The 14,113-nt window shown below is 60.8% G+C and carries 10 protein-coding genes and 1 tRNA gene; 3 read left to right on the top strand and 8 right to left on the bottom strand.

The annotated features are described in order from the left end of the window. Positions 1-5: 5 nt before the first annotated feature. Positions 6-1,688 (bottom strand): phospho-sugar mutase, encoded by a 1,683-nt coding sequence (locus tag MTP40_RS04750; protein ID WP_249259912.1) that lies wholly within the window; start codon positions 1,686-1,688, stop codon positions 6-8. Positions 1,689-2,011: 323 nt separating this feature from the next. Here MTP40_RS04750 and MTP40_RS04745 point away from each other — a divergent pair, with 323 nt between their 5' ends. Continuing rightward, positions 2,012-3,553: a YifB family Mg chelatase-like AAA ATPase gene (locus tag MTP40_RS04745; protein WP_223385036.1), complete on the top strand. Its 1,542-nt coding sequence runs from the start codon at positions 2,012-2,014 to the stop codon at positions 3,551-3,553. Positions 3,554-3,717: 164 nt separating this feature from the next. On the opposite strand, the gene MTP40_RS04740 is transcribed toward MTP40_RS04745, so the two are convergent. The 6 genes from MTP40_RS04740 to MTP40_RS04715 all read right to left on the bottom strand — a co-directional run bounded on the left by MTP40_RS04740 (position 3,718) and on the right by MTP40_RS04715 (position 11,437). Next, positions 3,718-4,650 carry a carbohydrate kinase family protein gene (locus MTP40_RS04740; protein ID WP_249259911.1) on the bottom strand — a complete coding sequence of 311 codons (933 nt, stop codon included), beginning with the start codon at positions 4,648-4,650 and terminating at the stop codon, positions 3,718-3,720. A gap of 88 nt (positions 4,651-4,738) precedes the next feature. Continuing rightward, a complete protein-coding gene (locus tag MTP40_RS04735; RefSeq protein ID WP_249259910.1) occupies positions 4,739-6,784 on the bottom strand; it encodes a ComEC/Rec2 family competence protein in 2,046 nt (681 codons plus the stop codon). A gap of 68 nt (positions 6,785-6,852) precedes the next feature. Further along, entirely contained in the window at positions 6,853-7,392 is a 540-nt protein-coding gene (locus MTP40_RS04730; RefSeq protein ID WP_249259909.1) for a phosphoribosyltransferase family protein, read from the bottom strand. A gap of 45 nt (positions 7,393-7,437) precedes the next feature. Continuing rightward, a complete protein-coding gene (locus MTP40_RS04725; RefSeq protein ID WP_117476993.1) occupies positions 7,438-7,770 on the bottom strand; it encodes a histidine triad nucleotide-binding protein in 333 nt (110 codons plus the stop codon). A gap of 18 nt (positions 7,771-7,788) precedes the next feature. After that, positions 7,789-10,449 carry an alanine--tRNA ligase gene (alaS, locus tag MTP40_RS04720; RefSeq protein WP_249259908.1) on the bottom strand — a complete coding sequence of 887 codons (2,661 nt, stop codon included), beginning with the start codon at positions 10,447-10,449 and terminating at the stop codon, positions 7,789-7,791. Between the two features lie 424 nt (positions 10,450-10,873). Then, positions 10,874-11,437 (bottom strand): hypothetical protein, encoded by a 564-nt coding sequence (locus MTP40_RS04715; RefSeq protein ID WP_097772716.1) that lies wholly within the window; start codon positions 11,435-11,437, stop codon positions 10,874-10,876. A gap of 266 nt (positions 11,438-11,703) precedes the next feature. On the opposite strand from MTP40_RS04715, the gene MTP40_RS04710 reads away from it, so the two are divergent. Further along, positions 11,704-12,654, top strand: coding sequence for an RluA family pseudouridine synthase (locus MTP40_RS04710; protein WP_249259907.1), 951 nt, complete (start codon positions 11,704-11,706; stop codon positions 12,652-12,654). A gap of 73 nt (positions 12,655-12,727) precedes the next feature. On the opposite strand, the gene MTP40_RS04705 is transcribed toward MTP40_RS04710, so the two are convergent. Further along, a complete protein-coding gene (locus MTP40_RS04705; protein WP_117533581.1) occupies positions 12,728-13,747 on the bottom strand; it encodes an alpha-hydroxy-acid oxidizing protein in 1,020 nt (339 codons plus the stop codon). A 265-nt stretch (positions 13,748-14,012) separates the two neighbouring features. Between MTP40_RS04705 and MTP40_RS04700 the strand changes: the two genes are divergently transcribed. Then, a tRNA-Ser gene (locus tag MTP40_RS04700) sits at positions 14,013-14,104 on the top strand. Positions 14,105-14,113: the final 9 nt, after the last annotated feature.

Genomic DNA, 14,113 nt, shown 5'->3' with positions numbered 1-14,113 from the left:
GGAGATTATTTCAGGATGGGCTCAATGGCGGCAGCCAGAGCGTCCTTCTGTGCCTGTGCTTCCTCCAGGGTCTTGCCCAGGGTGGTGAAGTAGGTCTTGATCTTGGGCTCGGTGCCGGAGGGGCGCACCACAACGGTCGCGCCATTTTCCAGCGTGTAGATCAGGACATTGGCGGCGGGCAGGCCGGTCTCCTCGGGCTTCTTGTAGTCCGTGACCTTGACGACCTTGTGGCCGCCGATCTCGGTCAGGGGCTCGTCACGCAGCTTCTGCATGATGGAAGCCATCTTCTCCATGCCGGTCAGGCCGGGGAACTCAAAGCTGTCCACCTTGTTCAGGTAGCGGCCGTACTGTGCGTAGATCTCTTCCAGACGCTGCTTGATGGAGGAACCGATGCTGCGGTAGTAAGCGGCCATCTCGCAGATCAGCATGGAGCCGATGACGGCATCCTTATCGCGGACATAAGGGCCTGCCAGGTAGCCATAGCTCTCCTCAAAGCCGAAGATGAAGCGGTCCACTTCACCGGCAGCTTCCAGATTGGCGATCTGATCGCCGATCCACTTGAAGCCGGTCAGAACGTTGCGCATCTCCACGCCGTAGTGCTTTGCCACAGCGTCGGCCAGCGGGGTGGAAACGATGGACTTGACCGCCACGGGGTTTGCGGGCATGGTGCCCTTTTCAATGCGTCCGGCGCAGATGTAATCCAGCAGCAGAACGCCCATTTCATTGCCGGAGACCAGCTCATAGCTGCCGTCCGGACACTTCATGGCAATGCCCACGCGGTCTGCATCGGGGTCGGTGGCCAGCATCAGGTCAGCACCGGTCTTGGTGGCCAGCTCCAGACCCAGCTTCAGGGCCTCAAAGATCTCAGGGTTGGGGTAGGAGCAGGTGGTAAAGTAGCCGTTGGGGTACTCCTGCTCAGGCACGATGGTGATATCGGTGATGCCCATATCGTTCAGCACATGGGTCACGGGCACCAGACCGGAACCGTTCAGGGGGCTGTACACCAGCTTCAGGCCGGCAGTCCGGCACAGGCCGGGGCGCACCTGACGTGCCTCGATGGCATCGTACAGGGCCTTTTTGCAGTCATCGCCCACAAAGCGGATCAGGCCCTGCTCCACGCCCTCGGCAAAGGAGATGTACTTTGCGCCGGTCAGAACATCGGTCTTCTGGATCTCATCATAGACGATGGCGGCGGCATCATCGGTCATCTGGCAGCCATCCGGGCCGTAGGCCTTGTAGCCGTTGTACTTGGCGGGGTTGTGGGAAGCGGTGACCATGATACCGGCATTGCACTCGTAGTAGCGGGTGGCAAAGCTCAGGGCAGGCACGGGCATCAGGGCATCATAGATGCGCACCTTGATGCCGTTGGCGGCCAGAACACCGGCGGCAGTCTTGGCAAAGACATCGCTCTTCAGGCGGCTGTCGTAGCTGATGGCGACAGTCTGGCTGCCACCCTGGGTCTTGACCCAGTTTGCCAGACCCTGGGTAGCCTGACGGACAACATAGATGTTCATGCGGTTGGTACCGGCACCCAGCACACCGCGCAGACCGGCGGTGCCAAACTTCAGGGCCACGGCAAAGCGGTCCTTGATTTCCTCGTCATTACCCTCGATCCTGCTCAGCTCCGGTTTCAGATCCGCGTCCTCCAGATCCGCTGCCAGCCAGCGCTTATACTCATCCAGATACATATTGCACACCTTACCTTTAATTCGTATTTCGCACAGGGATAGTTTTTCCAAACCTATTTATACTATAAACCTTTCCCCGGCACTGTGTCAATTCCATATTATGTAAGAATTTTTGCTCCGCAAATCATACAAATGCCACAAAGAGTTCAGCCTTTTCCATCATTTGGGGCTTTCGGGCTGTCTGCAGGGCCTGCGGCAGTGCCCGCGCATTGACAAGCCCCCTGCCCGACACTATAATTGGAACAATAGAATATTTTGCCGAGGCCGGACATTTTCCCGGTCATTTTCCCGTCGGGCCGCAGATGCGGCGTGAGGAGGCCCCCATGTATTCCGTTCTGAAAAGCTATGGTCTGAACGGCCTGAACGGCTTTGCCGTGGCCGTGGAAGCCGATGTCTCCGGCGGCCTGCCTGCCTTTTCGCTGGTGGGCCTGCCGGATTCCGCCGTGCGGGAAAGCGGCGACCGTGTCCGCTCTGCCATGAAGAATCTGGGCTACAAATGGCCCGACCGCCACATCACGGTCAACCTTGCCCCGGCGGACATCCGCAAGAGCGGCCCGGTGTATGACCTGCCCCTGCTGCTGGCGGTGCTGGCATCCTCCGGCCAGATGGAAGAACCGCCTGCCGACGCGGCCTTTCTGGGGGAGCTGGCACTGGACGGCAGCCTGCGCCCGGTTTCTGGCGTACTGCCCATGGCGCTGGCGGCGGCAGCAGACGGCATCCGCAGCCTGTATGTGCCCGCCGAAAACGCCGCCGAAGCCGCCGAGGCGGGCGGCGACGCGATGCAGGTCTATCCCGCCCGCACAGCCCGGGAGGTCGTGGATGCGCTGCGGGGCCTTGTGCCCCTTTCCCCTGCCGCCCCCATCCCCTTTGACCCCGCTTCCGGCTGGAATGCCGCCCCGGATTTTGCGGACGTGATGGGCCAGCCGCTGGCCCGCCGGGCCATGGTGCTGGCAGCAGCCGGTGGGCACAACGTACTGCTCATCGGCGCGCCCGGCACCGGCAAATCCATGCTGGCCAAGCGCCTGCCCGGCATCCTGCCGCCCCTGACCCGGGAGGAAGCTGTGGAGACCACCAAGATCTATTCCATTGCGGGCCAGCTGCCCAAGGGGCGGGGCCTGATCTCTGCCCGGCCCTTCCGCAGCCCGCACCACTCGGCCAGCGCGGCGGCGCTGGCGGGCGGCGGCACCACCTTCCGGCCCGGCGAGTGCAGCCTTGCCGACTGCGGCGTGCTGTTTCTGGACGAGCTGCCGGAGTTTTCCCGGGACAGTCTGGAAGTTCTGCGCCAGCCGCTGGAGGACGGCCAGATCACCGTGAGCCGTGCGGCAGGCAGTGCCACCTACCCCAGCCGGTTCCAGCTGGTGGCCGCCATGAACCCCTGCAAGTGCGGCTACTACGGCCACCCCACCCGTCCCTGCACCTGTTCGCCCAGTGCGGTGCGGCAGTACCGCAGCCGGGTATCCGGCCCCCTGCTGGACCGCATCGACCTCTGTGTGGAGATGGACCCCGTTGCCTTTGACGAGCTTCACACCAGCACCCCCGCCGAGAGCAGTGCAGACCTGCGCAAGCAGGTGCTTGCCGCCCGGGCCGTGCAGGCCAAGCGCTATGCCGCCCCCGGATATGAGGGCGTGCGCTGCAATGCCCAGCTCACAGCCGGGCAGGTGCGGCGTGTCTGCCGGATGACCCCCGCCGCCGAGCGGCTCCTCCGCGCCTCCTACGACACACTGGGCCTTTCCGCCCGCGCCCATGACCGCATCCTCCGGGTGGCCCGCACCGTGGCTGACCTGGCAGGCAAACAGCTGCTGGATGAAGAGGCCCTGCTGGAAGCATTGCAGTACCGCGCGCAGGAAAAGGTGGAGACGTTCTGACCCGCCATTTTACCGCAGCGTCAATGTTTCTCATCCTCACATTTCACGATCTGATCTCCGGATGCGATCCAGACACTGGAACAGCAAAGCTGAAGATCATCCATTTTCCTGACACCACAAAAGGGACGGCGTGTGCTCCACGCCGTCCCTTTTTACTTGTTCTCTCAATCCACCACCGGGATATCCAGCCCGAACTCAAGGGGGCGGAAGCGGGGGCAGACATTTTCTGTGATGCAGATGACCGAAGCGGCCAGGCGGCTGCCGATCTCGCAGGATTCAGCCAGAGTCTTGCCGTAGGTCAGGCCGATGACGGTTCCGGCAAAGAAGGCATCCCCCGCGCCGGTGGTATCGATGACATCCACCTTTTTGGCGGGCACGATGCCGCACTCGCCGTTGGCGCGGGCGAACACAGCCCCCTTGCTGCCCATGGTCACCACCATGCAGGGGATGTTGGCGCTGTGCACATTGCCCGCCAGCACCCTGCACATCTCCTCAGGCTCGAGATGGTCGTAATTGTCCGAGAAGAGCAGCCCAGCCTCCTGCTGGTTGCAGACAAAGCAATCGATCTGCTGCAAAAAGTCCCGGCGCTCCATGGCGATGCTCATGTTGGAAACGGCCGCATACACTTTTTTGCCGTACTTTTTGGCGTATTTCAGGGTCTGCTTGACCGTCTCCTTTTCAAGGTCCAGCTCCAGCGCGATGCTGTCGCAGTCGGCAAAGATCTCATCCCCCTGCTCGGCCAGCAAGCCGATGAGCGGCGTGGTATCCGGCCGCTTGGAGATGGCGGCAGTCACATCACCCCTGTTGTCAAAGATGGCCAGCCAGGTGCCCATGCCGTCCGGTACCTTTTTGATGAACCGGGTGTTGACCTTGTGGTTCTCCAGCTTGTCAATGACATCCTGACCCATGCCGCTGTCATCGACAAGGCTCACGAAGGTGGGCCGGAGCTCCACGTTGGCGATATCCTCTGCCACGTTGCGGCTCACGCCGCCGTGGACCTGCTCCATTCTGCCTGCGTTGCGCCCGCCGGGGATATAGGTAGAAAGCGGATATCCCTTGATGTCCACAAACACTGCGCCGATGACTACGATGCCCATAAATTTCTTGATTCCTTTCCGGATTTTACTTTGATATCTCCTATTATATAACAGCTCCTGACAAAAAGCCAATTTTTTCTCTCAAAGCCTACTCTGCCCTTGAAAAACTGTGGCAGAGCTGCCCCGAAGAAAGAGCCTCCGGCATCCACCGATAATCGCTGCTCAGGCTCAGGATCGCATCATACTTCACGCAGTCCGGCCGGGCAGGCGAGGCCAGCAGGGTATCCGCCTGCACAGGGGCCGCAAGCGCAGCACTGCCGCTCAGGGTAACAAAGGTCTGCCCGGCGGCCTGGATGCGGGCCACACAGCCGTTCCGGGTGCGGAGCACCTCCACCTCTGCCGGGCCGCAGCGGACACGGCGGGTGGCATAGAGCGCCATCCGGTCAACGGCAATGCGCTGTTCCGCCCCCATCCGCTGGGCGCTCCGGGGCCTGAGCCGCAGGTCGATCAGGCACTCCACGGTCCGGATATTCCGGCGTTCCAGCGTGGTCTCCACGGCGCACCGGGTCACGTCGCCGCCGCGGAAGAGGATGACGGCGCTCTCGTTCCGGCTGATGACCACCGCCGGGGCATTCCGGCTGCCCACCAGCTCCACCCGGACAACATCCCGGTTCAGGGCATTGCCGGTGAAAACAGCAAGCCCCGCCGTCAGCAGAAGGGCAGGCAGGGCCACCCGCAGACGCACCCTGTTATGGAACGCCAGCCAGCAGAGCCCGGCCAGCAGCAGGCAGACCAAAGCGGCATAGGCGGTGTCGAACCAGATCTGTGCCCCGGGCCAGCCGGACACCCAGAGCGCCCAGCGGTCCAGCACCTCTGCCAGTAATTCCGCGCAGCACGAGCACACCCGCTGGGCCGGGGCCAATGCAGGCACCAGCCCCAGCAGGGCCGCCCCCAGACCGGTGAGTAGGATGGGTTCCACCAGCCAGAGCACCGCCGCGCCGGACACCAGCGCGTACAGGCTGGTGCTCATCCCCCGCAGCACCAGCACCGGGAAGGTGGCCATGGAGGCGCAGGCCGAGATGCAGACCGTTTCCCACAGACTTCCCGCAAGTCCAAGCGCTTTCCGCTTCCAGAACCGGAGGCGGGGGTGCTTTTTCTTTGCCTGCTGTTTTTCCCAGGCTTCCTGACTGCGGCGCACCACGGCCCCACCGGCCAGGGTGCCCACCACCGCCGCAAAGGAGAGCTGAAAGCCCACGTCACAGACGGCGCAGCTGTTGCCCGCCGTCATCAGAACACCGGCTACGCCCAGCGAGGTCAGGGCATCCGGCGGGCCGTAGACCCAGACCCCCAGCGCACTGAGCCAGACGGCCCCCGCCGCGCGCAGAACAGAGGGCGTAAAGCCCGTCACTCCCACCAGCAGCAATGCCAGCACCGCACTGAACAGCGCCCTGACCCGGCGGCCGGTATAGCCGCGCAGTCGCTTTTTGCGGCTGGGCAGCAGCCTGCCCAGCACATCGCCGCACAGGATCGAAACGTGCATTCCGCTGACCACCAGCACATGGGAAAGCCCCGCGCCCCGGTAGGCTGTGCGCAGCTCCTTCGAGAGATGGGTGCGGTCGCCTGTAACCATGGCGGCCAGCACGCCCGCCGGGCCGGAGGCCATCCCCTGCCGCAGGGCGGCGCTCAGCCGCTTCTGGAGCCGGGCCGTCCGGGCACGGAAGGAGGTGCTCTGCCCCAGCAGCGCAAAGCCTTTCTCATAAGCAGCGTTCAGGGCAATGCCATCGGCCAGGGCATTCAGGCGGGCGGTGTCATCGGACAATTCCAGCGCAAAGCGGCCCTTGACCCGGTCGCCGGGGCTGCAGGCGGGCAGGCTGGTGCACTCCACCCGGAGGGAGGCCGCCTCCCGGTCCACCATTTTCACCTGCAGGACCGCCCACACCCTGCCGGGGAAATAGGAAGAGGTTGTGCTCTCCACCTCCGCCTCCAGCAGGACACTGCGGCCATCGTAAGCGTTCTGGAGCTTTTCCCATTTTGCCTGCGTGGAGCCGGTCAGCACAAGGCCCAGCGCGGCCCCCAGGATCAGGCAGATGCCATAGCCCCAGGCCGGACTTTTGCGCAAACGGCCCGCCAGCGCCCACAGCAGACCGGCAATAAAAAATGCCGCAAACGGCACAAAACGTCCCGTTTGCGGCAAAAAGGCGCACACCAACTCCAGCCCCAGCGTTCCTGCGCAGAAAACACAGAGCGGGCGGCGCATCTTACTTAGTGGAAGAACAGGGGCAGCGGCTCAAGGAAAATGATATCCTTGCGCTCGGCTGCATCGCCCTCGGCCAGAACAGCGGCCTGGCCCACGATGGTGCACTGGGTCTTTTCTGCCAGTGCGTCCAGCGCCTTCAGGGAGCCGCCGGTGGAGATGACATCATCCACCACAAGCACACGCTTGCCGCTCATCTTGTCCAGCTCCTTGCGGTCGATAACCAGCTTCTGCTTGCCTGCGGTGGTGATGGACTGATCCTCCACCACGACAGGGTCGGCCATATAGAGCTTTTCGCCCTTGCGTGCGCAGATGTAGGGCTTGCCGCTCTGGCGGCTCATCTCGTGTGCCAGAGGGATGCCCTTGGCCTCAGCGGTCAGCAGGATATCAAACTCGGGGCACTTTTTCAGCAGCTCGGTGGCAGCAACCACGGTCAGCTCTGCATCGCCCAGCATGATGAAGGCCGCAATGTCCATGTGGTCGTTCACCTTGCAGATGGTCAGTTCACGGGTCAGGCCCGCAACATTCAGGGTATAGGTCTTTGCCATAACAATTCCCTTCCTTTTGTTCGATCCGTTATTTTTACGCGCGGCTCAGACAGGCAGCTTCTCGCCGCCCAGCACATGGAAATGCAGGTGCTTCACGGTCTGGCCGGCATCCTCGCCGACATTGGAGATCACGCGGTAGCCGTTGTCCAGGCCGACTTCCTTGGCCAGCTTGGCGATCACGGCAAAGATATGGCCCAGCAGGGCACCGTCCTCCTCCGTCAGGGCAGCGGCACTCTGGATGTGCTTTTTGGGCACAACAAGAAAGTGCACCTTGGCCTGAGGGTTGATATCGTAAAACGCCACGACCTGATCGTCCTCATACAGCTTTTTAGAGGGGATCTTGCCCTCGGCGATCATGCAAAACAGACAATCTTCCATGGGAATTGCTCCTTTCACTCAGCCCAGCTGCTTCTCAACGATGCCCTTGACAGCGGCCAGAGCCTCGTCGATCTTGGTCTCGTCCTTCAGGCCGGCCATTGCAAAGTCGGGCTTGCCGCCGCCCTTGCCGCCTGCAATGGCGCTGATCTCCTTGACCAGCACGCCAGCCTTGAGGCCCTTTTCCTGTGCCAGCTTATTCACGGTAACGGCCATGGTGATCTTATCCTCAGCCTTGCCCACCAGAACAGCCACCACGGGGTTCACAGCCTTGTCGCGGATGCTGTCGCACATGCCGCGCAGGGTTTCGCCGGTGGTGCCGGTGAAGTAGGCAGAGGCGATCTTCACGCCGTCTGCTTCCTCGGCGTTGTCAAACAGGCTGTCCACCTTGGAGGCGGCGATCTTAGCCTTCAGCTCCTCCAGCTCGCGGCTCATGGCCTTGTTCTCAGCCATCACAGCCTCAGCACGAACAGGCAGAGAGGTGACGTTGTTGGCCTTCAGGGTGTTTGCCACATCATGCAGCATAGCCTCCTGCAGGTTTGCACGAATCAGCAGGTTGCGGCCGGTAACAGCCTCGATGCGGCGGATGCCTGCAGCCACAGAGCTCTCGCTGACGATCTTGAAGCCGCCGATCTGGGCGGTGTTCTTGACGTGGGTGCCGCCGCAGAACTCGGTAGACCAGCCCTCGATATCCACCACGCGGACCACCTTGCCGTACTTTTCGCCAAACAGAGCCATTGCGCCCAGCTTCTTGGCCTCTTCCACCGGCATCTCCTGCACGGTAACGTTCATGGAGTCGAAGATCTTATCGTTCACGATCTTCTGCACCCGGGCCAGCTCCTCAGGCGTGACGGCGCTGAAGTGGGTAAAGTCGAAGTGGGTGATGGAAGCGTCCTGATAGGAGCCTGCCTGATGCACATGGTCGCCCAGCACCTCGCGCAGGGCAGCCTGCAGCAGGTGGGTCGCGGTGTGATTGCGGCAGACGGACATCCGGTATTCCTTGTCCACCTGAGCGTTCAGGTGGTCGCCCACCTTGACGATGCCGCTCTCCAGCACGCAGGTGTGGACGTAGTAGCCCTTGGGGGTCTTTTTCACGTCCAGCACACGCAGGCTGCACTCGGGGCCGGTCAGCAGGCCGTTGTCCGCCACCTGACCGCCCATCTCAGCGTAGAACGGGGTCTTGTCCAGAACCACCAGCACGCCGTCCTTTGCCTCCTCATCGGTGGCAATGGCATCGGTCAGGTTCTCCTCGTCGCTCAGGGCAACCACAACGCCGGTGTCGTTCAGGGTCTCATAGCCGGTAAAGACAGTGGGCTCAACGGTCAGGCCGCCGAACAGGTCCTCGCTCCAGCCGGAGATGTTCTTCTTCAGGCGCTCGGCACGGGCGCGCTCCTTCTGCTTCTTCATCTCAGCATGGAAGCCGTCCTCGTCGATCTCAATGCCCTGCTCGGCAGCGATCTCCTTGGTCAGGTCGAGGGGGAAGCCGAAGGTATCGTTCAGCTTGAACACGTCCAGACCCTTGAGCAGGTGCTGGTGTGCCTTTTCCAGGCCGTCGATCATGTTGTTCAGGATGTTCATACCGGCATCGATGGTGCGGGCAAAGTTTGCCTCCTCGGTGCCGATGACCTTCTTGATATAGGCATCGTGCTCACGCAGCTCGGGGTAAGCGCTCTCGCTGGACTGGATGACCGTCTCCACCAGTTCCACCAGGAAGGGGCGGGAGATGCCCAGCATCCGGCCATGGCGGGCAGCGCGGCGGAGCAGACGGCGCAGAACGTAGCCGCGGCCCTCGTTGGAGGGCAGGATGCCGTCAGACACCATGAAGGTGCAGCTGCGGATGTGGTCGGTGATGACACGGATGGAGATGTCATCCTTGGCGTTCTCACCGTAGGTCTTACCGGCAATGTGCTCCACATGGTGCAGCACGCTCTGAACGGTATCGACCTCAAACAGGTTGCCCACGCCCTGCATCACGCAGGCCAGACGCTCCAGGCCCATGCCAGTATCGATGTTGGGGCGTGCCAGACGCTCGTAGTGGCCCTTGCCGTCGGCATCAAACTGGCTGAACACCAGGTTCCAGATCTCCATATAGCGGTCGCAGTCACAGCCCACGCCGCAGGTCGGCTTGCCGCAGCCGTACTCGGGGCCGCGGTCAAAGTAGATCTCAGAGCAGGGGCCGCAGGGACCGGAGCCGTGCTCCCAGAAGTTGTCCTCCTTGCCCAGACGCACCATGTGATCCGGAGCAATGCCCACCTTCTTGGTCCAGATATCGTAAGCCTCGTCGTCCTCTTCGTAGACGGAGATGTGCAGCTTATCCTTGGGGATAGCCATCCACTCGTCGCTGGTCAGGAACTCCCATGCCCAGGGAATGACCTCTTCCTTGAAGTAGTCCTGGAAGGAGAAGTTGCCCAGCATCTCAAAGAAGGTGCCGTGGCGGGCGGTGATGCCCACGCGCTCGATATCCGGAGTACGGATGCACTTCTGGCAGGTGGTCACACGATGGCGGGGAGGCTCTTCCTGCGCCAGGAACCACTTTTTCATGGGGGCCATGCCGCTGTTGATCAGCAGCAGGCTGGGGTCGTTCTTCGGCACCAGCGGGAAGCTGTCCAGACGCAGGTGGCCCTTGCTCTCAAAGAAGCTCAGGTACTTTTCACGCAGTTCATTCAAACCGGTCCATTGCATAGGTTTTCTCTCCTCAATTGTCCTTGGCGTTTGCACGTCAGTTTTTATGATGTTATGGCAGAGGGGCGGGCAGGCGCAAAAACAAAAACAGCCCCATCCCAAAAGGGACGAGGCTGTGTAAAACTGCTCCGTGGTACCACCCAAATTGCAAAGGATAAAACTGCTTGTCCCCTGCCGCTTTCGGCGCGGTAACGCTGCGCTGCGTCCGACTTGTTTCGCCGGAAGCTCCGGGGCGGCACGAAACGAGACCTGCCGGAGCGCCTTGCAGCTGGGAGCGCTCTCTCTGGGCGGCGGTGTGCATTTCTGACCCCATCATTGCCATCTGTCATAATTCACGTTTTGCCGCAAAGGCGCATATTCGCCCCTTGCGTACACTTAAATTATAGCATGGGCTCTGCGTTTGTCAACGGGTTTTCCACAAATTTTACGGCACCCAGATGCGGTCTACATGGGTCATCTCGCCGTTTTGGATGGTCACGGTCGTGTTTCCCGCATTCCACCCATAAACATCTTCTTCGCTGCTCATTGCATCGCAAACCGCCCGGTCTCCCTTGACCATCACTGGGTCGGCTCCAAAGTCTGCTGCGCCGTCCGATAGTTCGATATCGTCTGCCATAACAAGCTGCTTCACCACACCAACTTCATAATAAGCGGGAAAATCATCCCATGTCAGAGTCCGGTAATGGTCCTCCTCTTTGCATAAGTCGATGCCGCCTTCTTCTATTCCGCCGTTGATGGTCACATAGTTGTTTTCCCGCTCGATGCTCTCCACGGTCAGGGCTGTAGTTTCCTCTGTCCCGTTTAGATGTGTTACAATGGTATCGCCTTCGCTCAATGCTTCTATCTCTGGGGCTGTGTACCGGTCATAGTCGTATACGACCGCGTCGTTGATGGTATTCTTGCGTTCACCGACCCATACTTTATCGCTTTCAAAGCTGATGTGATAGGTGCCATCCGAAAGGGGGTCGCTCAGTAAAACGCCTTGCATGGGCTGTACTTCCGTTTTTTGCGCCTCCTGCGCCTCCGAAGAGGTCGTGCTTGGCGTGGAAGCCGCTGTGCTTCCCGCCGTGGAACTGGAGGCCCCACAGCCCGCCATGGTGATCCCAAGCGCCAAAAGCACCGTAAATGTTCCTATTTTATGGTTCCATCTCATACGAAAACCTTCTTTCTCTTGCTTGACGGAACGTTTCCGTTCCGCTACAATAAAAACGATTCAAAGACACATTCTATTTCAAGATAGAGAGGAAAATTTCCGTGAAAATCTTAAAAGTAAAATGTCTGGCCCCCACCCGGCTCGACAACTATCTGATGCAGCAGTTCCCGGCACTGAACCCGGGCCGCCTGAACAAGGCTCTGCGGGAGAACAAGATCAAGCTGAACGGCAAAAAGCAGCCCCTTTCCACCCGCGTGATGGCGGGCGACGAGATCAAGCTGTTCATTCTGGACGAGGTGCTGGATGCCGGCAAGCGGGTGGAAGGCCCGGCGTGGAAGAACGCCCGCGGCCCGGCACAGGTCATCTACGACTGCCCGCAGATCCTGGTGGTGAACAAGCCTGCTGGCCTTGCCGTGGACGGCCCCGAGGACGACACCCTGCTCAACCGTGCTCTGCTCTACCTCAACCAGCAGGGCGAGTACAAGGAGAACGATCTGTACACCCCGACCCTCTGCCACCGGCTGGACACCGGCACCAGCGGCTTGGTCCTCATTGCCAAGACCCCCGAGGCCGAGCAGCTGTTCCTTGAGGTCATCAAGAACCGCGAGGTCAAAAAGACCTACCTCTGCGTCACCTTTGGCCGCCCCACCCCGCCGGACGGCACCCTGGGCGGCTACCTGCTCAAGGATGCAGACCGCGGCATCGTGAAGATCGTGCCCGACAAGCAGCCCGGTGCCAAGGACGTGGAGACCCAGTACGAGACCGTTGCCGTCTCCGGCCGTCTGGCCCTGCTCAAGGTCCGGCTCATCACCGGCCGCACCCACCAGATCCGTGCCCACATGGCAAGCATCGGCTGCCCCATCCTGGGCGACAGCAAGTACGGCAACAACACCGCCAACCGGGAACTCAAGCTCAAGTATCAGGCTCTCTGCGCCTGGGAGCTGGTCCTCCCCCGCTTCACCTCCCCCGACTTCGTCGACCTTTCCGGCAAAGTCTTCCGCGCTCCGAAGCCCTGGTATTACCAGCAGGTGCTGGATGGAACGTTGAAGTAATTTCTTGATATGCAGCAAAAAGCGGCACCTCTCCGTGCAAACGGAAAGATGCCGCTTTTCTTATGCTAGTTCATCAGATCCTCACCATATCCCGGGTGATCTCGGCCAGAGAGTGCGCGCCGCACATCTGCATGGTATCGGCCAGCTCGGCGGCGATCTTGTCGATGTAGCACTTCACGCCTTCCTCGCCGCCGCCATAGACTGCGGTGACAAAGGGGCGGCAGATGAGCACAGCGTCAGCACCCAGAGCCAACGCCTTGAACACATCCACGCCGGAGCGGATGCCGCCATCCACCAGAATCTTCACACCGCTGCCCTTGAGGGCCTCAGCGATCTCCGGCAGGACCTCGGCGGTGGCGGGGCACTGATCCAGCACACGGCCGCCGTGGTTGGAGACCACGATGGCAGCAGCACCGGCCTCCTTGGCCTTGAGGGCACCCTTGACGGTCATCACACCCTTGACGATGAAGGGGCGCTCGGCCAGCTTGACGATCTCGGCCAGCTCGGCGACACTCTTGCTGCCGGCGGGCGGGGTCATATTCTTCAGGAAGGGCAGACCGGCGGCATCCACGTCCATGGCCACGGCAAAGCAGCCGCTGGCCTTGGCCTGCTCCATCTTGGCCTTGACAGTGTCGATGTTCCAGGGCTTGATGGTGGGCACGCCGCAGCCGCCTGCTGCACCAATGGCCTTGGTGGCCATAGTCATCACGTCGGGGTTGGTGCCGTCACCCGTAAAGGCGGCAATGCCGTTTTCGGCACAGGCGCGCACCAGCACGTCATTGTAGGTCATATCGGTGTAGGTGTCGGAATAGTGGAGGTTCACCGCACCCACAGGGCCTGCAAAGAAGGGATACTTGAAGGTTTTGCCAAACAGTTCCACACCGGTGTCGGGGGTGCCGTTCTCGCACAGGGTGTCCATGTTCACCCGGATCTCCGCCCACTTATTATAATTGCGGATGGCCGTATCGCCCACGCCCTTGGCACCGGGGCCGGGGATCTGGTTTTTGCAGGCCACACCGTTGCACACGGGGCAGGCCTTGCAGTACTGCCCGATGCACTGGCGGGCATTGTTCAAAACATCAGCGTAATTCATATCGCATCCTCCTGTTCAGGCTCTCTTTTTCGAGCGGAACCTGCAAATTCCAACCGTTCTCTGCCCACATCATAGTCCGTTTTTATGGGTTCGTCAAGGGGATTATCAGGTTCTGCTTTTTTAAACGAAAAAACGTATGGCGCAGAACCGTTGATTTTTAGATTTTTCAAATTTTTTCAAAAAAATCCTTGACAAAAGTCATCCTTTCAGGTATTATAGTGGAGCGCTGAGGGCCACGGCCCGAAACGCTGAAAACTGAAGATGTGGAAAGATGGCTGAGTTGGTCTAAGGCGCACGACTGGAAATCGTGTAACGTGTCAAAAGCGTTCTGGGGTTCGAATCCCCATCTTTCCGCCAGAAACCCCG

The organism is Faecalibacterium sp. IP-3-29 (genome assembly GCF_023347335.1).
Taxonomy (GTDB): domain Bacteria; phylum Bacillota; class Clostridia; order Oscillospirales; family Ruminococcaceae; genus Faecalibacterium; species Faecalibacterium duncaniae.
The sequence above is the reverse complement of the archived record's forward strand: the minus strand, read 5'-3'. Positions and strand labels throughout refer to the sequence as shown.